The sequence below is a fragment of the Rathayibacter sp. AY1B7 genome, from assembly GCF_002932735.1.
Taxonomy (GTDB): domain Bacteria; phylum Actinomycetota; class Actinomycetes; order Actinomycetales; family Microbacteriaceae; genus Rathayibacter.
Genome location: NZ_PSWK01000035.1, coordinates 1 through 23,850, shown reverse-complemented (window position 1 = coordinate 23,850; position 23,850 = coordinate 1). Strand labels below are relative to the sequence as shown.

The window sequence follows — 23,850 nt, the reverse complement described above, 5'->3', positions numbered from 1 at the left end:
GTCAGGCTCAGTAGCGCCCGTCGTCCTCGATCCCGCGATGATGCTCCCATTCCCGAACAGTACGGAGGAAAGGCCGCCGTCACGACCGCCGGTCACACCCCCCGCACGGCGCACTCCGCTGCACGATGTCTCACCTTCAGCGCGAGGGCAGCCGGTGGACCACGTCTGCTGTGCTCAGCTGCAGGAGGAAACTGAGCACGTCCTCCTCGAGGACCTCTCGGGGGACGCCGTACTCGTCGGCGAGCCCCGCGAGGATCTCGACGGTCGTGGACGGATGCTCGAGCCTTCTCCAGATCGCGTGCGCCGTGCCCTTCAGCACGAGGGGCACGGGAAACGGCGACAACAGGTCCAGCAGCACCGCCTCCGTGTCGTCCTCGACGAAGGCCAGCTGATCGGATCGCGCCCACACGGCGTGATCCAGAGCTCCCGGATCGACGGTGGTCACGAGTGGGTCGCATTCTCTCGGCGACGGCGTCGACGATCGGCGGCGAGCGAGCGCACGAGCCCGAGGAACGCCCGCAGATCTGACAACGACGGCCGATCGAAGCGGACCATCCCCGTCTCCGCAGCCCTCCGGCGCGCCCGGCGTGTGAGACCGATCACGGTCGTCAGCGCGGACACGATCAGCACGATGCGCCGCTTCCCTGTGGCCTCGACGAAGGCGAGCGCCCAGTGATAGCTGGACCGCCCCGTTCCGGCCACCCGCAGATCCCACAATCGGCGCTCGTGCACCGCCAGGTCGTCCGGCACGTCCAGCCCGAGGGCGTGGAGCACCGGGCGGAGGGGGTAGGCGCTGCGGGTGCTCTCGACGAGCAGGAGCAGCGCCTCCCGGTCCGATTCGCTCGCGCCCCTGAGGAACCCGATGACCGACTCGAGCTCGGACGTGCTCCGAGCCAGGAGGGGATCCTTCAGCGCGTGGAGCGCGACGACGACCGCGCCCGCGACCGGGGAGGGCACAGCGACCCTCCTGTGCGCGATCGTCACGGTCCGGTGCGACGTCCACAGCACGTCGAGGACCTCCTCCGGCTCTGCGAAGAATCCGGGGTAGCGGTCGTGCACGTCGATGTCGCAGGTCCACTGCGGATGGAACAGGGTCACGGAGTGCACCGGGTACGCGCGCGGGGCCGGGCGGTCGGGCCGGGGGATCCATCCGCGCTCGGCCAGCAGGTCGACGAGGCGCTGGACGTCCGCCGGGTGGACGAGCACGTCGACATCGCTGGACACGCGTCGCGTGCGGATGCCCTGTGCATGGGCGGTGGGCCCCTTGATGAACAGGGCGCGGAGCCCGTGCGTGGAGGAGAGGTGCGCGGTGAAGGCGTGTGCGAGGTGTACCGCATCATCGAGGGAGAGCTCGGTCGTAGCGGGTGCGGAGCTCACCGTCGATCCGATAACTGCTCGTGCCGAGCGGTGGACGGCGCCGGACGCGCCGCCATGGCTCGCGACACCGCCGCTGCCCGTCGCTCCGAGTCGAGGCCGGACCGGGCGATCGAGGTCCTCGCCGGCAGCGGCTCGGAGGCGAGCGATGCGGCGTACGCCAGCGCGATCCACACGGTCAAGGCGGTCCACGAGGGGGCGGAGGCCAGAGCGACGGCGAGGAAGACCCCCAGACCCAGTGCCGTCCCGTTGCGCCGATATCCCCGCACGATCAGCATCACGAGGAGCACGGCGAACAGGGCCAGGGCGATCACTCCGGTCTCGGCAGCGAGCTGGGCGTAGACGTTGTTCGCGAGACCGCGAGAGGCGCCGTTCGAGGAGAGCCCCGCCACCGCCTGAGAGTAGTCGGTCCTCCACACGCCGAACCGGCCGGGTCCGACTCCGAACAGCGGATTGTCCGCGGCCATGGTGAAGCCCGTGCTCGACGACTGGGATCGGACGTTCAGCGAGCGGGTGCCGACGTCGACGGCGCCCGTGCCCAGTCCGAGCTTCGAGAGCTGCGCGAGGACGAAGCGCTGCAGGTCGGGAACGAGCAGGACGATCAGCGCGCCCAGTGCGCCGACACTGAAGATCTGCACTCCCACGCCCCGCTGGGGGCGGAGCGTCGCCGTGAGGACCGCGGCCGAGACGGTCGCGATCAGTGCCGACGTCGACTGCGAGTAGACGAGGCAGGCGACGGCGGCGGCGATTCCGATGCGGTCGCGACGGCGCAGGCAGGCGAACAGCGCGATCCCGGCGAAGAAACCGAGGTAGTTCCCCTCGAGGAACGGGCCGTTCCTCGGCAGGCTGACGCCGAAGGTCGCCCCCATCTGAATCGTCGAGTTGAGGAGAGCGGGCAGCGGGACCCCGGCGAGGTGGAGGGCCAGCTGGATCGCGCAGAAGACGAAAGCGAGGCGGACGGCGATCGAGAGAGCCCGCTCCATGTCCTGGAATCCCAGTCGGTGGCCGACGTACCACCAGACCGCGAGGGCCAGCAGAGCGTATCCGCAGTAGAGGATCATGTCGTTGGTGAAGCCCAGGTCATAGCCGTAGGCGGCTGGAACCTCGGGTTGCTTGAACAGGAATGCCCAGATCGTCGCCAGAACGACCAGCGCACCGAGCCCCAGCACGATCTCCCGTCCCACCGGCGTGTACCGGTCCTTCTGGACGGTGATCACGGAGAAGCCGATGGCCAGGATGACGGCGATCTCGGTGATCTTCAGCGGAGAGCCGACCCGAATGGTGAGCGCCTGCTGGAACGGCATGAAGACGATGGCGAGGAACAGAAGCCGCTGCACGACATCCAGACGCGCCGCGCCCTCTCGCGTCGTCGCGGTCGCAGCGCCCCCTCGAGCCATCGCGCGCCTCATCTCCGACGTGATCGATCATCGATCGTCTCCTGCAGCAGCTCCGTTCAGCTCTGTAGGACTACAGACTAACCACGGTCCCGGTCCCCCGGAGGTGGTCCCCTTTCGAGCTCATACCGTCGGCCGGGAGCACATAGGATCGCTCACGGAGTCATGCCGACGGACCGCGTGGTCGGTGAGGGATCCTGTCCGATGGTCATCGACAGCGACCGGAGCCTTCCACGGCTCGGCCAAGCCGGAAGGGCGCGAACGGTTGACAAGCGGATCCACACTCGCTGAGGACTGGCGCGAGGGCGAGCGCACGATCGTGCACGTGACGGAGAGCTTCGGCGCAGGCACTGCGTCGGCGATCAGCGACTACGTAGCGGCCACGCCCGCCTTCCAGCACAGGCTCGTGTATTCACCGCGGGAGGACTCTCCGGTACCGGAGAGCGCCTTCGCGTCGTTCGCAGGCGTGACGGCGCTGCCGACAGGGCACGTCGCCCGAGTCCGCGCTCTGCGAACGGTTCTGGCCGGAATGCCGGGCGCTGTCGTGCACGCGCACTCCAGCTTCGGCGGAGCGTACGCGCGCCTCGCGGTGCGGGCGGGCCGGCGACGTCCGATCGTCTACACGCCGCACTGCTACGGCTTCGAGCGCCGAGACCTCCTGCTGCCCGCCCGGGCGGCGTTCCGGGTCTTCGAGGGCGTCCTCGCCTTCAACACCACCGTGTTCGCCGCCTGCTCAGCTCGCGAGGCCCGTCTGAGCCGGTGGCCGTTCAGCCGGGCGGAGGTCGTGCACGTCCCCAACTCGGTGCCCGCCTCGCTCCCGCCCGCCACTCGCCCCGGCGGGCCGAGGCCTCTCCGCCTCGTCGGCGCCGGTCGGCTCTCGACGCACAAGGATCCCCGATTCTTCGCCGAGGCCGTGGAGGCCGTGCGCGCCGCCGGCCATTCCGTCGACGCGACGTGGATCGGCGGAGGCGAGGGGCGTCACCGCACCGCCCTCGACCAGGCCGGCGTCCACGTGACCGGCTGGCTCAGCCGCGACGAGGCGCTCCGCCGACTGGGCGATGCCGACGTGTACCTGCACAGCGCGCAGTGGGAGGGGATGCCGATGGCCGTTCTGGAGGCGCACGGCATGGGGCTGGCCCTCGTCGTGCGGGACATCCCCGCCTTCGATCGCCTCGGCCTGCCCCTGGTCGCGCACTCCCCCCACGATGTGGCGTCGTACTGGGGCGATCTGGAGGATCCGGCGGCCCGTTCCCGTCTCGTCGCCGCCGCCGAGCACGCCCTCGCCCTGAACACCGTGCAGCACCAGTCGCAGATGCTCGAGCGGCTCTACCTCGGCCTGCTGCCGACCGCCCCTCGGAGGAGGAAGCCATGACGACAGTGCTCGTCTCCGCCCGTGTCCTCGACAGACAGGTCGGCGGCAACACCCGCTACGCCCGCACCGTCTACAGCGGGCTCGCCGGACACGGCGTGCAGCACGTGCTATCCCGACCTCCGATCGAGGGGGGCCGAGCCCGCAGCGCCGTCTACGGCGCCTATGAGGGACTCGTACTGCCGAGGCTCCGCCCCTCCGGGATCGACGTCCTCCACTTCCCCGCGGACACGGGGCCGCTGGTTCCGAGCCGCCTCCCGATCGTCGGCACGATCCACGGGCTGGCGACACTCCATGTGGACGATGTGCGCAGCCGGAGCTCCGACCGGTTGTGGCGCCTGCGCGTCGCGCGTCTCGCAGCACTCTCGACCACGATCATCACGGTCTCCGATTCCTCCGCCCGGGACATCGCGACTGTCGCACCCGACGCCGCCGGGAAGATCGTCACCATCCCGCACGGGATCGACCACGACACGTTCAACACCCGCTCCACCGACCAGGACTCCGTCGCGCTCGACGAGCTGGGGATCGACGGCCCGTACTTCCTCTACGCGGGCAACCTCGACCCCCGCAAGAACATCATCGAGCTGTGCCGAGCCGCCTCGAAGGTCTTCGACGAGACGGGGGTGCCGCTCCTGGTGTCCGGCGCTCCGGCGTGGGAGAGCGACGCGATCCTCGAGGCGGTCCGCGGTACCCGCGGCGTGCGCTACCTCGGCCGCGTACCGGATGAGGCGCTCGTCCCGCTGCTCCGGGGAGCGCTCGCCTTCTGCTTCCCCTCCACCTACGAGGGCTTCGGCTTCCCGGTCGTCGAGGCCATGGCGTGCGGCGTTCCCGTCATCTGCAGCGATCGCGGGTCGCTCGCCGAGGTGGCGGGCGGCGCGGCGCTGACGCTCACCGACATCGGCGCGACGGCGATCGCCGATCACATGCGCGAGATCGTCGCCGATCCGTCCCTCCGCAACGACCTGCGGAGCCGGGGTCTGATCAACGCTCGACGATTCCACTGGTCGGACTCCATCGCAGCGCATGCTCGCGTCTTTGAGGAGGCCGCGCGGTGAGGGTCACGATCGTCCACGCCTACAGCACCACCAACTCCGGCGACGGCCTGCTCGTCGAGGAGGCGCGGGAGCTGGTCCTCTCGGCCCTGCCGACGGCGGAGATCACGCTCGTCGCCCTCGATCCCGCGAGCTTCGACGAGGAGCTCTACGAGAGTGTCCTGCACCCCCTCACCGGCCGTGCCGGCAGCATCGGCAGCCTCGAGACGCTGCGACGCGGTGGGGTCGCGCTGCTCTCCGGCCGCCGGAGCGCCGGCTACGCCCGGGCGATCGCCGGGTCCGACCTCGTCGTCGGCGTGGGGGGCGGCTACCTCCGCACCAAGAATCCCGTCGAAGTCGTCAAGATGATGTGCACCAACTTCGTCCAGATGCCCCGGCGCAGCGACCGCGTTCCGTTCGTCTACCTTCCGCAGAGCATCGGGCCGCTCAATCTCGGGACCCGCCGTGTGATCGCGGCGCGACTGGCCCGCGCCGTCGGGGTCTTCGCCCGGGACGACCGCTCCGTCGAGGAGCTGTCCGGCCTCGCGAACGTGCACCGCGCTCCCGACATGGCCCTTCTGGGCCTCCCCGACGAGTTCGATCCGAGGACCGTCGTGCGGGCCGGAGCTCCCGGGCCCGTCGGGATCGTCGCCCGGGCGCTGTCCTCGAGCCGGTCGCGACGTGCCGCCTACGAGTCGCGGATCGACGCCCTCGCGCGCGATCCGGAGTCGGAGCTGCTCGCTCAAGCCACCGCTCGCGGCAACAACGATCCGCAGTTCTACGAGCGGCTCGGCCACGAAGGGCCATTCCGCCTGCTCCGCGACGCGGTCGGCAGCGGAGTCGCGGATCGGCCGGCGGTCGTGGTCTCGGTCCGGCTGCACGGCAGCATCCAGACCATCCGCAGCGGCGTTCCGAGTGTCCATCTGAGCTACGAGCGGAAGGGCTGGGGTGCCTACGACGACCTCGGGATCGGCCGGTTCGTGCACAACGCCTTCGACGCCGATCTCTCGCTCATCCGCGACCAGATCGCTGAGCTGCGGGAGGACCCGTCCGACTACTGGAGGCGCGTCGGAGACTCCGTGTCGGCGCTGCGGATGCAGCGAGGACGACTCGTCGACCTCCTCGTCGACGCCTCCGGACCGGTCGGGCGCCCGTGAAGATCGTCTTCGCGAGCCACACCGCCGAGGTCGGGGTCTTCCGAGTGGGGAGCCACCACCTGGCTCGCGAGCTCTCGCGCCTCGGGAACACGGTGACGCACGTCTCGACGCCGTCCTCGCTCCTGCACGCGGGGCGCCTGCGGGACGCCACCGTGCGGGCCCGCTTCGGTCTTGCGCTGCGAGGTCCACGCACGGACGCGGCGGGCGTCGTGCACGCCGAACCGCTCACCGTCGCCCCACTGGGATCGCTCCCGGCGCGGATGCGGACGCCGTCTCTGCGGGTGCCGCTGCGGCCCTGGCGGGCGCCCAGTGGGGCGATGCGTCCTGATGTCCTCATCGTCGACCAGCCCCTGATGGGCATGCCGCTCCTCGAGGTCCTGCAGCCGAAGCGTGTCGTCTACCGGCCCACGGACGCTCATTTCGAACCGGGGATGCGGGCGGCGGAGATCGAGCTCCTCGAGCGGGCGGACGCTCTCGTCGCCACGTCGGAGCCGGTGCTGCGCGCGGTCTCCGAGGGAGTGGCCGCGCCGGAGCGCACGCTGGTCCTCGAGAACGGAGTCGAGTACGAGCGGTTCCACGGTCTCGGTGCCGAGCGTGCGGGAGTCGTCTACCTCGGGGCGCTCGACCGCCGCTTCGACTGGGGAGGAGTCCGGATGCTCGCCTCGGCGTTCCCTGACGTCCCCTTCCGACTCGCCGGTCCGCTCCCGAAGAACGTGGAGACGCTGCCCGCGAACGTGGAGCTGCTCGGCGCCGTGCCCTACTCCCGGGCGCCCGCGCTGCTGAAGAGCGCCCGCGTCGGGCTGCTCCCGCTCTCGGACGACCCGGGCAACGCGGGTCGCAGCCCGATGAAGTACTTCGAGTACCTCGCCGCCGGCCTCAGGATCGTCTCCTCCGCCTCCCCTGCACTGCGAGCCCGCTCCGCCCCCGGCGTCTGGCTCTACGACGACCCTGCGGGCGCAGAGAACGGGCTGCGGTCCGCGCTGGAGGCTGCGGCGTCGGGACCCAACCGGGAGGGCTCGGACTACGCGGAGCAGTTCGGCTGGCACCGTCGCGCCGCCGACCTCGCACAGCTGCTCGACGCGGTGCTGGCGGCACCGCGTCGAGTGCGGCGCTGACGGCCCGTCCTCAGCGCCGCCAGCGGTCGATCGGGAAGGCGTCCAGCAGGGGCGCCGGATCCCACGCGGCCAGGGGCGCGTAGGAGTCCAGCCGGATCCGCGTCGCGTGAGCCACAGCGGAGTCGAGATCGTCGAAGAGGGTGTACTCCGACCCGGTCCGTCCTGTCCCCTCGAAGTAGTCCTGGTACTTGAACGGCGGCTCGGCGCTGGACGCGATGAGGCCGACCGGGATCCCGAGCGACTCGCCGATCACGACGGCGTGCAGAGAGGAGCCGACGACGACGTCGCTGCTCGCGATCCGGTCGAGCACCTCCCAGAGGGGCCGCTGCGGGTCCACGAAAGCAGGGTGCGAGCGGAAGCGGTCGATCTCGTTGAGGTTCGGGACGACCGCCAGCGCGGATCGCTTGGTCGCCGCGCTCGCGCGGAGGCGCGGGAAGAGGTCGGGAAGCAGGAGAGCAGGGTCCCCGTAGACGGCGGGAGCGTCGAGTCCCTTGTTCTCGCGGAGCCAGTCGCGGGATCGCGGTCCGCGGACGGCGCGCAGATCCAGACGAGTGAAACGGTGAGTGGAGAGCGCGACCTTGCCGTTCACTCCGGTACCCCAGACGATGTCCCCGTCCCGGCCCTTGTGCATCACGGATCCGACGGAGAGGACCGACCCGCTGCCGGGCCGGCGGAGGGCGTGCCCGACTCCTCGCTCCTGGAGGATCCGGCGGACGACGACCGGTCCGAGGAGGTCGCCGAAGTTGTTGACGCGCGGTCCGATCGGATAGCGCTCGAGGAACGGGAGCGTGTTCCGGCCCGGGTTCCAGTTGTAGACGGGGACGGAGCGGACGACGCTCATAGGGCCTTCCTGACGACGGCGACGGTCTCGTGGACTCCGCGACGGACCGGCGCGCAGAGCAGGAACCAGATCGCGTAGCACGCGATCCCGGTGACCCCCCCGATGGCGAGTTGGACGGGAGCGAGCAGGTGGACGGTGAGGAACCAGCGCTCCGAGAAGACCGCGGCGAACACGGTGGCGTGAACGAGCATCGGGAGCGCGGCTCCGCGCAGAAGAGACGCCACGTCGAGCCCGGTCCGGCGCATGGGGAACAGGCTCAGGACGAGCCAGTTCAGCAGGAGCCCGAGCGACACGGCGAGGGCGACGCCCGTGGACCCGAAGGGGACCCCCGCGACGATCAGAAGCACCATGAAGGTCCGCGTGATCAAGGAGTAGCGCAGCTGCAGACCCGTGAGTCCCAGCGAGACGAAAGCCCAGTAGTAGACGTATCCCATCGACTGGAAGAGCCCGCCGATCGCGAGGATCGCGAAGAGCGAGGCCGAGATGCTCCACTGCGGTCCGAGGACCAGCTCGACGAGCGGCGGAGCGAGGGCTGCCGCCAGGAAGAACGCGGCGCCGAGAACGTAGACGATGAAGACCTGCGCGCGCTGGAGGTAGCGGTTCATGGTCCTCAGGTCGTCCTGATGCCGCGACAGGATCGGCAGGGCGACCCGTGACATCGGAGCGGCGATCTGCTGCACGGGCAGGCGGAAGAGCTGGTACGCGCGGTCGTAGAAGCCCAGGGCCTGCGGTCCCCAGAAACGGCCGAGGAGCACGTTGTCGACGTTGGCGCTGATGTAGTTGACGGCCTGGACACCGAACGTGTTGAGGCCGAAGGTCAGCAGCGGGCGCATCGGAGCGCGGTGGGGGAGGCTCGGGACCCAGCGCGAGGTCGCGACGACGATGATGAGCATCGCTGCCGAGATCGTGAGCTGCTGAAGGACGAGTGCCCAGACACCCCCGCCGACCGAGGCGATGACGACGGCCGTCGCGAAGGCCACCGCCTGGGCGCTGACGTCCGCCACGGCCAGCAGTCGGAAGCGGAGGTTGCGGGAGGCGTTGGCGACGAATTGCGTGGTCACCGACTGCAGGACGAAGTTGAGCGAGAGCGCCCGGGCGACGTCCGCCAGCTCCGGACGAGCGTAGAAGGCGGCGATGACCGTCGAGCAGGAGAAGAACACCGCGGCGACCACGAGGCCGACCAGGACGTTCAGCCAGAGGAGATTGCTGCGCTGGTGCTGCGAGATCTCCTTCGCCTGGATGGAGGCGGTCGAGAGCCCGAAGTCGCCGAGCAGCGTCGCGAGGCCCGCGATCGCGACAACCATCGCGAAGAGCCCGAAGTCGTCCGGCGCGAGCAGCCGCGCGAGAACGACAGTGCTGGCGGTCTGGAGGACGAACTTGGACCACTGCCCGAGGAGGGTCACCTTCGCGCCCTTCGCTGCGGCGCTCCCCGTGCTCATGCCACTCCCTGCGGCTCGTTCATCGATTCAGCTCGGAATGCCGGAGGAAGCGGGGGTCTGCGCGGAGGCGAGCGAGCGTCGCGGCTCTCCTCCCCTTCCCGGCTCGTCCTCGACCTCGGCCTGCAGCGACGAGCGCCTCGTACACGGCGCCGTGCAGCGCTCCCACGAGGGAACGCTCGCGCTTGGACAGGTCGGGTCGCTCCCTCTCTCCGTGCCGGCGCGCTCGCTCGAGGCCCGCCTCCAACGCCGCCGGCGACACGGGGCCGTCGAACAGCTCCACCCAGCCGCTCCCGACCTCCGCGGCGAGGGCCCGCGTCGATCCGGTCGCCGGGACCAGGATCGTCTTCCGCGCGCCGAGGGCGAGCAGCGCGGCTCCGGAGTTGTAGAGGTACTTGTACGGCAGGGTGACGAGGTCCGCGCCTGCCAGGAGCTCGTCCAGGTCGGCGTCGTCGATGTGGCCGAGCCGCAGGTGGACGCGACCGTCGGCTCCGACCGCTCGGCGCACCTCGTCGGCGTACTCGGGGACAGCGGCCGCGCCGGCGATGACGAGTTCGCCGTCGGTGAGTGCGCTGAAGGCCGCGATCAGCTCCTCGAGTCCCTTGTAGGGCCGGATCTGCCCGAAGAACAGGATGCGCCGACCCGCTTCACGGGGGCCCGGGACCGAGGCCGACTCAGGATAGGCGCCGTGCAGGACGACGACTCCCCGGTCCAGGTCGTTCTCGTCGGACTCGTTCAGATAGATGCGGACGTCCGTGAGCCGGTCCAGCCAGCGCGCGAGGAGACTCTCGACGGCACTGCCCGACTCGTGCGGTCGGAGGTTGTGCATCGTCACGACGATCGGCGTCCCCGACGCGAGCAGCCGGGCGATGAGCCCGAAGGCGAGGGCGGACTTCAGCCAGCGGCGCGGGCCGCGCGGGGCACGGAAGAGGTACTCCGGCCAGTGCACGTGGAAGACGTCGTAGCGCCCGAGAAGGGCACGTCGCCAGGTGAACGCGACCGGTTCCACCGACGCCGGGAACGAACCGACGAGCAGCTCGATGTACGGGTTGCTCGAGCCGGAGAAGTCCTTCACGGAGAAGAGCGCCCGGATCATTCGCCTGCTTCTCCTTCGTTCGTCTCTTCGGCGGACCGCCCCGGGCACCACGAGACGACCTGGGAGAGGGCGCCACGGCCTGTGATCGGACCGCGACACGCCCGCTTCGGCGACGGAGCGGACGACCTCGGCCGGCGAGGGATGGTCTGACGCTACCAGTCGGGTTTCTCGAGGTCCGTCACCCGCCGCCCCCGTCAGAGTTCGGTGATGACGATCTCCGAGAAGCGAGTCACTCCTGCTGTCACCGATCCGAAGGTGAACCGCAGCCGGAAGTGCGTCGCCCACGCAGGAGCGACCCGGTTCCAGGTCGTCTGCGGATAGGTCTTGCGGAAGGGAGCCTGTGCGTTCGCGCCGGCGAGGTCGAGATTCGACACGGGGCGGGCGCTGCTCCGAGCGACGATCGGGATCCCCGACGAGGACTCGCCGGTCACGGCGACGAAGGACTCGGACACGTACATCGTGCCCGTCGACGTGGATCCCGCGATGGTGAAGTCGACGCCGTACAGCAGCCCCGCTGTGACGGGGACGTCGATGGAGACCGACGGACCGGGACCGCCGGCCACTCGGGTCATCAGCAGCTGATTGCCGCTGGTGGTCAGCGTCATGGACGGGCTGGTGGTGCGGCTCGTCGCGTCGGCGCCGTTGAGGAACGCGTCGACGGGCGCTGCGAGAGAGAAGTTCCCGTCGACGAGCTTGTTCGCCGCCTTCGAATGCAGAATCGACCCCTGCCCCGAACCGCTGCCGTTCCCGTCCGAGGTGACGTGCTGGCTGATACGGACCTTCGCAGTGCCACCGGCGAGGTATCCCGATTTCATCTGCGTATTGAACATCGACAGTTGATGGACCTGGATTCCACCGCCCCACCCTCCTGCAGTGGTCTCGAAGAGGTAGTTGGCCACCGGGACCTGATGGAAGAAGAGGTGTCCGCCTGAGATCGAGATCTGCGCAGCTGAATTCGACCCGGTGACGAACTGCGAGAGCGTGGAGTTCGCGCCGCTCTCGTTGATCTCGATATGCGGCTGGTGCAGGATCACCCGACCCGCGTCGACCTTCACGGCCTGCACGCAGAAGTCGATCGACGTCGAGACGAAGTGCAGCTCGCCGTTCGGGTTGGCGTTGTAGACGCCGAGGGTGCTGGTGCCGATACCACCGCCGATGAACTTGATGTTCTCGCCGTAGTTGACTCTGCCTGCGGGCATGGACACGGCGGTCCTGCAGCGGAAGATGTGGAAGTTGTAGAAGCTGATCAGGAACGCATCGTTCTCGAAGGACACGCCGGTCCCGAAGCCCGAGATCTCCAGACCCCAGAGCCCGAGCCCGCGCGTGGTGGCGGCAGTCGTGCTGTCGGTGTTGAACAGGATTCCGGTGCTGGCCGTCGCGGACGCTCCCGGCCCCAGCAGACGGAGTCCGGTGATCGCCGCCCTGTTGTTGGGATAGCCGGACGTGGCACTGCCGATCACCGTGAGAGCAGGACCGCTGGTGATGGCGGTCGCATTCAGCGGACCGCAGGTGAACTCGAGCGAGATGTACGAGGAGTCGATCACGAGGGTGCGCGTGATCTTGAAGCTCTTCGAGATCGTCAACGTGACCTCTTGGCGAGCGGCGACGAAATAGTCGATCGCGGCGCGGAGCTTGTCCTCGTCAGTGGCCCCGGCGAATTCGAGGTAGTTGTGGATTCCGTTGACGCGAGTCGCAGGTATAGTCTCGTCCGCGGCTTCCGCGGCGGGTGCGGCGACGACGGCGGCCGCGGCCGCGGCCCCTCCGTAGCGGAGGAACGTGCGGCGGGATCCGGGTCCTGTTTCGAGAGTCGTCGTCATCTCCTCATGCTCGGATCATCCCGCCATCGGCTGTCGACGGCCGCACCCCCCGACCGCGGAGGGAAGCAGAGGAGACTCTGTCGTTTTCCTGGAACGACGACGCGGATCCATGGTTCCGCCCCTAGAAGGGGGGCCCAAGGGGCGGATCCTTCTTCACGAGCGGCCGCTCTCACAGGATTGCAGGATCAGCAGCTTGCCGAACGCCAGCACCTGATAGACCACCGCCATAGTCCACTCGCTCACCCGCCGCGGCTCGTCGACCGAGCCGACCGAGAACGGTGTGCGCAGGCAGCGAGACGCGATCGTGCGGACCCGGGTCACATGCGGAGTGGAGGTCATCAGTGCCACCGAGGTCCAGTCGTACTCCGAGGAGAGCGTGTTCAGCTCGGAGATCTCACCGCCCGTAGTGAACGGGGAGGGAGTGAAGCAGACGACTCTGACCTCCTCGCCGGCATCGCATTCGGCTCGGGCGAACGAACCGTTCTCCAGGCGCGGAGTCGAGAGCACGAGGGTGACATCCCGGTGCTCCTCGAGCAGAGCGAGCGCACGGCCGACCCTGCGATCAGTAGCAGGACCCAGCACCACGAGCGCATCGGCTCCCCCCACGGGATCGAGAACGGGGCGGACGAAGAGGGGCACCGCCACCGCGGCGAGCAGTGCGACGGCGAGGAGGACGGCGAGCCACGTGCGCCAGAGGATCCGCAGTGAGCGTGCGGCGGATCGATTCGGGACGACTCGTCGGAGGATCGTGCCGACCAGCGCCCCGACCGCCGTGCCCGCGAGAACCGAGAGGAGGCCGTACAGCACGCCACCGACCGACGGCGGAGTGACGATCATCTCGACGGTCGACGCCCCCTCGAGCAGCGCGAGCACTCCGAGTGCGGGGACGAAGGGTCGACGGCTGCTCGCCGCCACCAGCGCGGCTGCCGCCGCTGCAGCCGGTGAGGCGAGAGCGCAGACTGCGATCCCTTCTCCACCCAGGGCGTGGACGAGACCAGTCGGATCATGGGAGCGGGCGATCCGGACGAACTGCCGCGAGGAGTCCGATCCGAAGGGATCGGCGCAGACGAGCAGGAGCAGAAAGGCGAGGACCGCCGTGGTCCCGGCGACCCGCAGGCGCCACCGGCTCACCGGAGCCTCCCCGGCCGACCGTGTCACGCCCAGCAGCCCGCCTCCGCGGACGCGAGGCGATCGCGCTCGCGTGCGCGCCTGAGGACGGGAAGGACGGGGAGGTCCGAGAAGAGCGTCACAGGAGCGAACACTACCCAGGGGAAGGGACGAGGAGGACCTGAGCGGTCGGGCTTCCGCCGGATCCTCGCCGGCGGGTGGCACGCCGACAGGAGACAATGCGCAGGACTGCGGGTGGACGGGATCGCGACTCCGCCTCCAGCCCTCCGGGCCGGCCTCCGAGCCCGACGCCCCCGGGACCGCGTCCCCGGCGCCGCCTAGTCGTTGCCGAGGATGACGATGGCGGCAGTGGGGGGAAGCGCGTCCTCGTGATAGCGCTCGATCTCGTCGATGGCGGCGGGATCGGCCTGCTGAAGGAAATGGGTGAGTCGCGCGACCTCCTCCGTCTCGCCGATCGAGTCGGCGGCGCGGCGGAGGGCGTAGAGGGCGAGGAGGAAACCGCGGTTGGGTCCGTGGCGCCACGGGATGGGACCCTGGCCGCGCCAGCCGGCTCCGCGGAGGAGGTCCAGACCGCGGTGGTAGCCGACGCGGGCGTAGGCGTAGGAGGGGAGGGCCGCGTCGATGCCCCAGACGCTGTCGGCGAGCAGTGCCCAGGCCAGCGGGGAGCGCGGGTGGGCGGCGGCGAGGGCGGCGAATTCGACGGCTCCCGGGTTCGCGTGCTTCGCGAGGGCCGCGGTGACCGCGGGCTCGTCGGGGAGGAGGGTCGGTTCGGGGCCCAGCAGGTTCTCGCCACTCATGCCTCCCAGGCTATCCCGCTCGCGGCTGTGCGGGTCCGGGGTCCGGCCGTCCGGCGCACGACGGTCGTCCCTCCACAGGGGCGTCAGCGGAGGGAGCCGGGCGGTTCGCCGGTCGTCGCCGTCGTGCGCGGGGGTGCCGCCGATAGCATCGACCCATGGCGACGAACCGCAGTGAAGTCGAGGCCTGGCTCACGGACATGGACGGCGTGCTGGTGCACGAGAACAAGGCGCTCCCCGGCGCGCCCGAGCTGATCCAGGAGTGGACCGATTCGGGCACGCCGTTCCTGGTGCTGACGAACAACTCGATCTTCACGCCGCGGGATCTGGCGGCGCGGCTGCGCGGGTCGGGGCTGCACGTGCCGGAGGAGCGGATCTGGACGAGCGCTCTGGCGACGGCGGACTTCTGCGCGTCGCAGAAGCCGGGCGGGAGCGCGTTCGTGATCGGCGAGGCGGGGATCACCACCGCGCTGCACGAGGCGGGCTTCATCATGACGGAGACGGCGCCGGACTACGTGGTCGTGGGCGAGACCCGCAACTACAGCTTCGAGGCGATCACGAAGGCGATCCGCCTGATCGTCGCGGGTGCGCGCTTCATCGTCACCAATCCCGATGCGACGGGGCCGAGCGCCGAGGGCGTGCTCCCGGCGACGGGGGCGATCGCGGCGCTCATCACGAAGGCGACGGGCAAGGATCCGTACGTCGTCGGCAAGCCGAACCCGATGATGTTCCGCTCGGCGATGAACAAGATCGGCGCGCACAGCGAGAACACCGGGATGATCGGCGACCGGATGGACACCGACATCGTCGCGGGCATCGAGGCGGGCCTGCACACCGTGCTGGTGCTGACGGGGATCAGCGACGAGGCCGAGATCGAGCGCTATCCGTTCCGCCCGGACGAGGTGCTGAGCGGGGTGCACGAGCTCCTGTCGTCGGAGCCGCTGGAGTCGGAGTTCCCGCCGGATTCGGCGGTCTGAGTCCCGGCGGCCCGGCAGTGGGTCGGGCGCCGGTTCCTGACACGGCACCGCGGCTCGCGGGGGTCAGAAGCGGACGTGCTGCAGCACCCAGGCGTGCATCGCGACGGCTGCCGCCGCCGAGGCGTTGATCGACCGGGTCGAGCCGAACTGCGAGATCTCGAGCACGGCCTCCGAGGCGGCGATCGCCTCCTCCGAGAGGCCGGGTCCCTCCTGCCCGAACAGCAGGAGGCAGCGCTCGGGGAGCCGGTAGGTCTCGAGCGGCACGCAGCCGGGGACGTTGTCGACGGCGAGGAGGGGCACGTCCGCCTCCGCGGCCCACTGCACGAGGTCGGCCACCGTCTCGTGGTGCTGGACGTGCTGGTAGCGGTCGGTGACCATCGCGCCGCGCTTGTTCCACCGCCGCCGGCCGACGATGTGGACGCCTTCCGCGCCGAACGCGTTGGCGCTGCGGACGATCGAGCCGATGTTCATGTCGTGCTGCCAGTTCTCGATCGCGACGTGGAACGGGTGCCGCGTGCGGTCGAGCTCCGCGACGATCGCGTCCATCCGCCAGTAGCGGAAGCGGTCGACCACGTTGCGCGCGTCGCCGCGCTCCAGCAGCTCCGGGTCGAGGCGGTCGTCCTCGGGCCGCTCCCCCTGCCAGGGGCCGACGCCGTTCGTGGTGAGCTCCACGGAGGCGGTGGGTCCGGTCGCGGGGGTCGCCTCGTTCTCCTGCACGACGAGCGATCCTACTGGGCGCTCCGCGGCTCGGCCGGGTGCACCGGGCCGGTGCCCGGCGGCATCCTCCGAGGCCCGAGGGACGGCGCGCGTCAGGCCGCGGGGGTGCCGGCGAGGGAGCCGGTCAGCTCGCCGCCGCCCGCCCGGTCGACGAAGCAGTAGTAGCTGCGCTCGCCCGCGTCCCACTGCTCCTGGGTGACGGGGAACGCACCGGCGACCTGCACGTCGCCGTAGGTCTCGGCCGCGGCGACGTCCACGACGCCCTGCGCCTGGCAGAGCGAGGAGACGGTGACGGCCAGAGCGTCCTGGCCGGGGAACGCCGCGTCTGTCAGCTCCGCGGTGGCGACGAGCTGGGCGGAGTGAGCCGCCGCGCAGTCCACGACGGTGAACTCCTCCGCCCAGACGGAGTCGAAGGGCTCGACGCACTCGCCGCCGAGGAGCGCGCTCCAGGCCCAGGTGCCGACGGGCAGCGGTCCGACGGTCGGGAGGGTCGCGGTCGGCGTGGGCGAGGGGGTCGGCTCCGCCGTGGGCGTCTCACTGACGACCGGGGCGGCCTGCGGCTCTGCTCGGCCGCCGGCGCTCCCGACGGCGATGCCGATCGCGAAGAGCCCGGCGAGGAGGATCACCGCACCCGCCGCGATCAGGCCGATCAGGAGCCGGCGTCGGCTGAGCGTGCGCCATGCGGGCGCTCCGGCGGGCGCCGAGTCGCGTTCGCGGCTCTCGGGTCGGGACCGGGCGGAGCGGCGCTTCCGCGGCGGAGCGGCGTTGACGTGGGCGGCCGCGGGAGCGGTGCGGAAGGGCGCGGGCTCGGCGCGGTCGGCGGGCTCGGCGGCCGGCTCGAGGTTCCACGAGTAGGCGCCGGCGGTCTCGCGCCACAGCTCCTCGTCGCCGCCGTCCTCGTCGGGCTCGTCCTGCGGAGCGACGACCTGCTCCCACACGGGCGGCTGGTCCCAGTCCCCTCGCGGGTCGGGCCACTCGTAGACGGCGGGCGGAGTCGGCTCGCGCGGAGTCGGCGGGGTCGCGCCGACCGGGCGTCCGTCGGCGGGGGAGGCGACGCCGGAGCGGCCCGCCGGGTCGACGTCGGTCGAGGATCCGGCATCGGGCTCGTCGTCCGGCCGGTGGGCGCTGCGCAGCCCGGCGGGGGCGGTCGGAAGGTCGGCGGGAGGGTCGGTGTGCGGCAGGACCGGGCGCACGGAGTCCGCCCCGCGGCGGTGCACCTCGGTGCGGCCGGCATCGGCGGAGGCGTCGGAGCCGGAGCCGTCGGCATCGTCGTCGAGGAGGGGAGCGAAGAACGCGTCGAAGGCGTCCTCGTCGGACACGTCCGCGTCGGAGGCACTCGTGTCGCGGGCAGTCGTCCCACCGGCACCGGTCTCGCGGACACCCGTCTCGCGGGCACTCGCCTCGCGGGCACCCGCTTCGTGCACTCCCATGGCGCGGGCTCCCGTGTCGGAGACTCCCGTGTCGTCGCCCGGAGAGCTCCGTCCCTCGGCGGAGACGCCGTCGCGGTCGGAGGAGCGCTCCGGCTCCACGACCGTTCCGCGGTCGGCGTCGGCGTCCCGCTCCTCCACCCGAGCGGAGTCGTCCGCGGGGTTCGGGAGGTCGCCGTCGGCCTCCTCGGCGGCGGGCGTCGCGCTCAGCACGGGCTCCCCCGGCCACAGGCCGACCGGAGCGGCAGGGGCACGGCGCGGCGCCGCGTCGGAGTTGCTGTCGCTGTCGCTGTCGCTGTTGCTGTCGCGGTCGCGGTCGCTCGACGACGGTCCGGCCGCATCGGCGGAGGAGGCCGACTCGCTCGCAACGCTCCGCTCCTCCGCTGACGCGTGGGCCTCGTCGGCTGCGGACTCAGCAGGACCGGACGTCCGCTCCGCGCGCGACTCCTCCACGGGAGGGACGGGGCGGGGCGAGTCGAAGATGCTCTTCAGGCGGCCGCCGCTGAGCTGCTGGAGCAGCCACTCGCTGCTGCCGACGGGACGCTCCGGCTCGGGTCGCTCCGGCTCGGCACGCTCCGGCTCGGAGGTCTCCGATCCGGCAAGCTCGGGCTCGCGGCCCTCGGACCCGCGGCGCTCCGGCTCCGGGTGCTCGCCGCCTCCCGGGCCCCCGCCGCGTCCCCCCTCGTCGACCATCAGCTCAGGCCGAGGTCGGCCAGACCGATCGCGGCGAAGTACGGGTAGCCTGCGTCCTCGATGATCTCGCGGGCCCCGGTCGCGCGGTCGACGACGACGGCGACTCCTGCGATCTCGGCGCCGACCTTCAGCAGGGCCTCGATCGCCTTCAGCGGCGAGCCGCCGGTGGTGGACGTGTCCTCGACGACGACGACGCGCTTGCCCTCGAGGTCGGGGCCCTCGACCTGCCGGCCGCGGCCGTGGTCCTTGGGCTCCTTGCGCACGACGAACGCGTCGTAGGCGAGACCGCGGGCGGCGCCCTGATGGAGGATCGCGGCGGCGATCGGGTCGGCTCCCATGGTGAGGCCGCCGACGGCGTCGACGCGCTCGATGGGCGCGATGAGGTCGAGCATGACCTGCCCGATCAGCGGCGCGACGCGGTGGTCGAGGCTCACGCGGCGCAGGTCGACGTAGTACGACGCCTTCTTGCCGCTCGTGAGGGTGAAGTCCCCGTGGAAGACGGCGTCGGAGCCGATGTACTCGATGAGCTGCTGGCGTGCGTCGGTCACGCGCCTACTCTACGGGGAGACCCCTCCCCCGCTCGGGAGCGCGCCCGCTGCGGCGTGCTCGCCCGCCTCGTCGCCTCCTCCGCGGAACTGCGTCATGTAGAGCTCGTAGTAGGCACCGCGCTGCTTCAGGAGCGCCTCGTGCGCGCCCTGCTCGACGATCCGGCCCGACTCCATCACCAGGATGGTGTCGGCGTCGCGGATCGTGGAGAGCCGGTGCGCGATGACGAACGAGGTCCGGTCGGTGCGGAGCGCGTTCATCGCGTGCTGCACGAGCAGCTCCGTGCGGGTGTCGACCGAGGAGGTGGCCTCGTCGAGGATCAGCAGCGACGGGTTCGCGAGGAACGCGCGCGCGATCGTGATCAGCTGCCGCTCGCCCGCCGAGACGCTGCCGCCGTCGGCGTCCAGCACCGTGTCGTAGCCGTCGGGCAGCTGGCGCACGAAGCGGTCGACCATGGTGGTCTTCGCCGCGTCGACGATCTCCTCGTCGGTCGCGTCCAGGCGCCCGTAGCGGATGTTCTCGCGGATGGTGCCCTGGAAGAGCCACGCGTCCTGCAGCACCATGCCCACGCGCGAGCGCAGATCGCCGCGCGCGAGGCTCGTGATGTCGACGCCGTCGAGCAGGATGCGCCCTCCGGTGAGCTCGTAGAAGCGCATGACCAGGTTGACCAGCGTGGTCTTCCCCGCCCCGGTCGGACCGACGATGGCGACCGTCTGCCCGGGCTGCGCCGAGAAGGTCAGGTCCTCGATCAGCGGCTGCTCCGGGTCGTACGAGAACGAGACGCCCTCGAACTCCACGTGGCCGTCGGTGCGCTGCGGGAGCGACGCGGTCGCCGTCTCCGGCTCCTGCTCCTCGGCGTCGAGCAGCTCGAACGTGCGCTCGGCCGAGGCGACGCCGGACTGCAGCATGTTCGCCATGCTCGCCAGCTGGGTCACCGGCTGGGTGAACTCGCGCGAGTACTGGATGAACGCGGTCGCGTCGCCGAGCGTCAGCTGACCTGAGGCGACCCGCAGGCCGCCGACCACGGCGATGAGCACGTAGGAGAGGTAGGAGACGAAGGTCATCGCGGGCATGATCATGCCCGAGACGAACTGGGCGCCGAACGAGGCGGTGTAGAGGCTGTCGTTGCGGCGGTCGAACTCCTCGAGCATCTCGCGGTCGCGGCCGAAGGCGCGGACGATCTCGAGCCCGGAGAAGGTCTCCTCGATGTGGCCGTTGAGCGCGCCCGTGTTCTTCCACTGGGCGGCGAAGAGCTTCTGGGAGCGGGCGCCGATCACGCCCGCGATCACGCCCGAGAGCGGGATCGAGATCAGCGCGATCAGCGCGAGCTGCCACGAGACGATGAACATCATCGCGGCGATGCCGATGATGGTGAGCACCGACTGCACCAGCTGCGAGAAGGCCTGCTGCAGCGCCGTCTGGATGTTGTCGACGTCGTTCGTGACGCGCGACATCACGTCGCCGCGCTGCCGGGTGTCGAAGAAGCGCAGCGGGAGGCGGTTGAGCTTCGCCTCGATGTCCTGGCGGAGGCCGAAGACCACCCGCATCACGAGGCCGTTGAGGATGTAGCCCTGCGCCCACATGAGCACCGACGCGACGACGTACATCAGCAGCACGATGATGATCAGGCGGCCGAGGACCACGAAGTCGATGCCCGCGCCGGGCACGATGTCGGTCTTGGCCAGCATGTCGGCGAAGGTGCCGTTGCCCGAGGCGCGCTGCTGCTCGATGATCTGCTCGAGCGGGACGCCGGCGGGGAGCTGGGAGCCGATCACGCCGTTGAAGATCGTGTCCATCGCCTGCCCGAGGATCTTGGGCGCGATGACGGTGAGGACGACCGACAGCGAGACCAGGGCGACCACGAGGACCATCCGGGCGCGCTCGGGGCCGAGCAGCGAGAAGAGGCGCTTGGCCGAGGGCCAGAAGTTCTGCGCCTTGCGGGCGGGCGGCCCGTCCCCGAACATGCCGCCGTCACCCTCGCCGGGCTCGAACTCGGGCTCGGGGGACGTCGTCTCCTCGGGGACGGTGGTGTCGCGTGTGCGCGCCATCTCAGGACACTCCTTCGACGCTCAGCTGGGATTCGACGATCTCGCGGTAGGTCGCGTTCGTCTCGAGGAGCTCGTCGTGCGTGCCGCGGCCGACGACGCGGCCCGCGTCGAGCACGACGATCTGGTCGGCGTGGCGGATGGTCGACACCCGCTGGGCCACGATGATCACGGTCGCGTCGGTGGTGGCGTCGGCCAGCGACTCCCGCAGCCGCGCATCGGTCGCGACGTCGAGCGCCGAGAACGAGTCGTCGAACAGGTAGACCCGCGGCTTCGCGACGAGGGCGCGCGCGATGCAGAGCCGCTGGCGCTGCCCGCCGGAGACGTTGGTGCCGCCCTGCGAGACCGGCTCGTCGAGCCCGTGCTCCTTGCTCCGCACGAAGTCCTCGCCCTGGGCGATGCGCAGCGCCTCCCACAGCTCGGCGTCCGTCGCGTCGGGGCGGCCGAAGCGCAGGTTCGAGGCGATCGTCCCCGAGAAGAGGTAGGGGCGCTGGGGCACGAGCCCGATCACCTCGGCGAGCTGCGCCCGGTCGAGGGAGGAGACGGGCACGCCGTCGATCGTGACGGTGCCCTCCTGCGGGTCGAACAGGCGCGGCACGAGGCCGAGCAGGGTGGTCTTGCCGGCGCCGGTGGAGCCGACGACGGCCGTGGTGCGGCCCGGCTCCGCGACGATGTCGATGCCCGAGAGCACGGGGCGCTCGGCGCCCGGGTAGCCGAAGACGACCCCGGAGAACTCGACGCGGCCGCGCGCGGGCGTCGGGACTCCGCCCTGGGGCGTGGTGAGGCTGGTGCGGGCGTCGAGCACCTGCTGGATCCGCTCGGCGCAGACGACCGCGCGCGGGATCATCATCACCATGAAGACGCCCATCATCACGGCGGTGAGGATCTGGAGGAGGTACTGCAGGAACGCGGTGAGCGAGCCCACCTGCATCTGACCTGCGTCGACCCGCTGCCCGCCGAACCACAGCACGGCCGCGGTGGCCAGGTGCAGGATCATCATGATCGCGGGGAACATCAGCACGAAGATGTTGCCGACCTTGATCGACACCTCGGTGATCGCCGCGTTGGCCTTGCGGTACCGCTCGGACTCGAACGGCTCGCGCACGAAGGCGCGCACCACGCGGATGCCCGTGATCTGCTCGCGCAGCACGCTGTTGATCCCGTCGATCCGGTCCTGCATGAGGCGGAACAGCGGCAGCAGCAGGAACACCAGGAAGCCGACCACGACGAACAGCAGCGGCACCGACACCCAGACCAGCCAGGAGAGGCCGGCGTCCTCGCGCAGGGCGAAGACGATGCCGCCGACGCACATGATCGGCGCGGAGACCATGAAGTTGAGGGTCATCAGCACGAGCATCTGCACCTGCTGCACGTCGTTCGTGCCGCGGGTGATCAGGGTGGCCGTGCCGAAGCCGCCGACCTCGAGCCCGCTGAGCGAGTCGACGCGGCGGTAGACGTCGCGGCGCAGGTCGCGGCCGACGGACATGGCGGTGCGGGCGCCGAAGTACACGGCTCCGATCGCCGCGGCGACCTGCACGACGCAGACGCCGAGCATGGTCATGCCGGTTCCCCAGATGAAGTCGGTGTCGCCGCGGCCGATGCCCTGGTCGATGATCTCGGCGTTGAGGCTCGGCAGGTAGAGCGCGGCGAGCGTCGCGACGAGCTGCAGCACGACGACGGCGGCCACCCAGCGCGCGTAGGGCTTCGCGTAGGCGGAGGCGAGGCGGAGCAGGATCATGGGTCCTCCGGAGGGGCGGAGCAGGAGCGGGAGGGGAGGGGACCGGGCTGGGGAGCGCGGAGCGCCGGAGAGCCCGTCGGGCCCGCACGGCGCGGGCGGCGGCGGCGTCCGGACGGCACGACGAACGGCCGGTCGGGACGGCGCTAGACAACCATCGACCACCGACACCGGTTCCGCAATCCGCCGAGGGGATGACTCCCCCGGCCCGCGGCCGCCGGGACGCGCGGAGGACGCGCAGGAGACGTGTCGGCGGCGGCTCCTACACTTCCAGGATGCGCATCGCCACCTGGAACGTGAACTCCATCCGGGCCCGCACCGGCCGCGTCGTCGACTGGCTCGTGCGCGAGGACGTGGACGTCCTCGCCATGCAGGAGCTCAAGTGCAAGCCCGAGCAGTTCCCGCACGAGGCCTTCGCCGACGCCGGGTACCACGTCGAGATGGTCGGGCTCAGCCAGTGGAACGGCGTCGGCATCGCCTCGCGCCTGCCGATGGACGACGTGCAGGTCGGCTTCCCGGGCATGCCCGGCTTCGCGAAGGAGGCGGCGGCCGACGGCTCCTACCCGCTCGAGGCCCGCGCGATCGGCGCGACGGTCGACGGCGTGCGCGTCTGGAGCCTCTACGTCCCGAACGGCCGCGCGGTCGACGACCCGCACTACCTCTACAAGCTCGAGTGGCTCGCGGCCCTCGAGGCGAGCACCCGCGAGTGGCTGGCCGCCGAGCCCGACCTGCCGCTCGCCCTGGTCGGCGACTGGAACGTCGCGCCGCTCGACAGCGACGTGGGCGACCCGAGCCTCGGCCCCGGATCCACGCACGTCTCGATCCCCGAGCGCGCCGCCTTCGCCGCCTTCGAGGACGCGGGCCTGCGCGACGTCGTCCGCCCGCTCGTGCCCGAGGGCTACACCTACTGGGACTACAAGCAGCTCCGCTTCCCGCGCAACGAGGGGCTGAGGATCGACTTCGTGCTCGGCTCCCCCGCGTTCGGCGACCTCGTCACCGGCGCCTCGATCCACCGCGACGAGCGCAAGGGCGACGCCCCGAGCGACCACGTCCCGGTGGTGGTCGACCTCGACCTCGAGACGACCCTCGACGACGACCGCCCGATGATCTTCTGAGCATGGCCTCGTCGAAGAAGAAGCGCGCGCGGGCCGAGGC

Annotated in this window: 20 protein-coding genes; 6 read left to right on the top strand and 14 right to left on the bottom strand. The window is 70.8% G+C overall.

Annotation, left to right across the window (positions count from 1 at the left end):
- Positions 1 to 136: 136 nt before the first annotated feature.
- The 3 genes from C5C95_RS17570 to C5C95_RS15195 are packed head-to-tail and all read right to left on the bottom strand — an operon-like array spanning position 137 to position 2,711.
- Positions 137 to 445 (bottom strand): PqqD family protein, encoded by a 309-nt coding sequence (locus tag C5C95_RS17570; protein ID WP_181125725.1) that lies wholly within the window; start codon positions 443 to 445, stop codon positions 137 to 139.
- On the bottom strand, positions 442 to 1,377 hold the full coding sequence (locus tag C5C95_RS17565) for a nucleotidyltransferase family protein (protein WP_181125723.1): 936 nt from the start codon (positions 1,375 to 1,377) through the stop codon (positions 442 to 444). Before C5C95_RS17565 ends, C5C95_RS17570 begins: the two co-directional genes overlap by 4 nt.
- Entirely contained in the window at positions 1,374 to 2,711 is a 1,338-nt protein-coding gene (locus C5C95_RS15195; RefSeq protein WP_181125721.1) for an O-antigen ligase, read from the bottom strand. Before C5C95_RS15195 ends, C5C95_RS17565 begins: the two co-directional genes overlap by 4 nt.
- Between C5C95_RS15195 and C5C95_RS17900 the strand changes: the two genes are divergently transcribed.
- The 4 genes from C5C95_RS17900 (at position 2,602) to C5C95_RS15175 (ending at position 7,443) form a co-directional block, all read left to right on the top strand.
- A complete protein-coding gene (locus C5C95_RS17900; protein ID WP_104324774.1) occupies positions 2,602 to 4,140 on the top strand; it encodes a glycosyltransferase family 4 protein in 1,539 nt (512 codons plus the stop codon). The genes C5C95_RS15195 and C5C95_RS17900 overlap by 110 nt on opposite strands.
- Positions 4,137 to 5,195, top strand: coding sequence for a glycosyltransferase family 1 protein (locus C5C95_RS15185; RefSeq protein ID WP_104225715.1), 1,059 nt, complete (start codon positions 4,137 to 4,139; stop codon positions 5,193 to 5,195). Before C5C95_RS17900 ends, C5C95_RS15185 begins: the two co-directional genes overlap by 4 nt.
- The gene (locus C5C95_RS15180; RefSeq protein ID WP_104324768.1) at positions 5,192 to 6,328 is read left to right on the top strand and encodes a polysaccharide pyruvyl transferase family protein; all 1,137 of its coding nucleotides are present in this window, start codon (positions 5,192 to 5,194) and stop codon (positions 6,326 to 6,328) included. The genes C5C95_RS15185 and C5C95_RS15180 overlap by 4 nt, the downstream gene beginning before the upstream one ends.
- 317 nt (positions 6,329 to 6,645) lie before the next feature.
- A complete protein-coding gene (locus C5C95_RS15175; RefSeq protein WP_181125717.1) occupies positions 6,646 to 7,443 on the top strand; it encodes a glycosyltransferase in 798 nt (265 codons plus the stop codon).
- 10 nt (positions 7,444 to 7,453) lie between these two features.
- Here C5C95_RS15175 and C5C95_RS15170 read toward each other — a convergent pair whose 3' ends face one another.
- The 6 genes from C5C95_RS15170 to C5C95_RS15145 all read right to left on the bottom strand — a co-directional run bounded on the left by C5C95_RS15170 (position 7,454) and on the right by C5C95_RS15145 (position 14,558).
- Positions 7,454 to 8,284, bottom strand: a complete 831-nt coding sequence (locus tag C5C95_RS15170) for a polysaccharide pyruvyl transferase family protein (protein WP_104308209.1) — start codon at positions 8,282 to 8,284, stop codon at positions 7,454 to 7,456.
- The gene (locus tag C5C95_RS15165; RefSeq protein ID WP_104324766.1) at positions 8,281 to 9,723 is read right to left on the bottom strand and encodes a lipopolysaccharide biosynthesis protein; all 1,443 of its coding nucleotides are present in this window, start codon (positions 9,721 to 9,723) and stop codon (positions 8,281 to 8,283) included. The genes C5C95_RS15170 and C5C95_RS15165 overlap by 4 nt, the downstream gene beginning before the upstream one ends.
- Before the next feature lie 19 nt (positions 9,724 to 9,742).
- On the bottom strand, positions 9,743 to 10,816 hold the full coding sequence (locus C5C95_RS15160; protein WP_104324765.1) for a glycosyltransferase: 1,074 nt from the start codon (positions 10,814 to 10,816) through the stop codon (positions 9,743 to 9,745).
- A 194-nt stretch (positions 10,817 to 11,010) separates the two neighbouring features.
- Positions 11,011 to 12,633: a twin-arginine translocation signal domain-containing protein gene (locus C5C95_RS15155; protein ID WP_104308210.1), complete on the bottom strand. Its 1,623-nt coding sequence runs from the start codon at positions 12,631 to 12,633 to the stop codon at positions 11,011 to 11,013.
- Between the two features lie 153 nt (positions 12,634 to 12,786).
- Positions 12,787 to 13,764 carry an ElyC/SanA/YdcF family protein gene (locus C5C95_RS15150; protein ID WP_104324764.1) on the bottom strand — a complete coding sequence of 326 codons (978 nt, stop codon included), beginning with the start codon at positions 13,762 to 13,764 and terminating at the stop codon, positions 12,787 to 12,789.
- 314 nt (positions 13,765 to 14,078) lie between these two features.
- Positions 14,079 to 14,558: a DUF3151 domain-containing protein gene (locus C5C95_RS15145; protein WP_104324763.1), complete on the bottom strand. Its 480-nt coding sequence runs from the start codon at positions 14,556 to 14,558 to the stop codon at positions 14,079 to 14,081.
- A gap of 155 nt (positions 14,559 to 14,713) precedes the next feature.
- Between C5C95_RS15145 and C5C95_RS15140 the strand changes: the two genes are divergently transcribed.
- A complete protein-coding gene (locus C5C95_RS15140; protein ID WP_104225721.1) occupies positions 14,714 to 15,532 on the top strand; it encodes an HAD-IIA family hydrolase in 819 nt (272 codons plus the stop codon).
- Positions 15,533 to 15,595: 63 nt separating this feature from the next.
- On the opposite strand, the gene C5C95_RS15135 is transcribed toward C5C95_RS15140, so the two are convergent.
- The 5 genes from C5C95_RS15135 to C5C95_RS15115 form a co-directional block, all read right to left on the bottom strand.
- Positions 15,596 to 16,249 carry a TrmH family RNA methyltransferase gene (locus tag C5C95_RS15135; RefSeq protein ID WP_104250680.1) on the bottom strand — a complete coding sequence of 218 codons (654 nt, stop codon included), beginning with the start codon at positions 16,247 to 16,249 and terminating at the stop codon, positions 15,596 to 15,598.
- A 92-nt stretch (positions 16,250 to 16,341) separates the two neighbouring features.
- Positions 16,342 to 18,369, bottom strand: a complete 2,028-nt coding sequence (locus C5C95_RS17970; protein WP_104324762.1) for a septum formation family protein — start codon at positions 18,367 to 18,369, stop codon at positions 16,342 to 16,344.
- On the bottom strand, positions 18,369 to 18,917 hold the full coding sequence (gene pyrE, locus C5C95_RS15125; protein WP_104222804.1) for an orotate phosphoribosyltransferase: 549 nt from the start codon (positions 18,915 to 18,917) through the stop codon (positions 18,369 to 18,371). The genes C5C95_RS17970 and pyrE overlap by 1 nt, the downstream gene beginning before the upstream one ends.
- Positions 18,918 to 18,926: 9 nt before the next feature.
- Positions 18,927 to 20,963 carry an ABC transporter ATP-binding protein gene (locus C5C95_RS15120; RefSeq protein WP_104324761.1) on the bottom strand — a complete coding sequence of 679 codons (2,037 nt, stop codon included), beginning with the start codon at positions 20,961 to 20,963 and terminating at the stop codon, positions 18,927 to 18,929.
- A 1-nt stretch (position 20,964) separates the two neighbouring features.
- Positions 20,965 to 22,698: an ABC transporter ATP-binding protein gene (locus C5C95_RS15115; RefSeq protein WP_104247972.1), complete on the bottom strand. Its 1,734-nt coding sequence runs from the start codon at positions 22,696 to 22,698 to the stop codon at positions 20,965 to 20,967.
- 272 nt (positions 22,699 to 22,970) lie between these two features.
- Between C5C95_RS15115 and C5C95_RS15110 the strand changes: the two genes are divergently transcribed.
- On the top strand, positions 22,971 to 23,810 hold the full coding sequence (locus tag C5C95_RS15110) for an exodeoxyribonuclease III (RefSeq protein WP_104250683.1): 840 nt from the start codon (positions 22,971 to 22,973) through the stop codon (positions 23,808 to 23,810).
- The last annotated feature ends 40 nt before the right edge of the window (positions 23,811 to 23,850 follow it).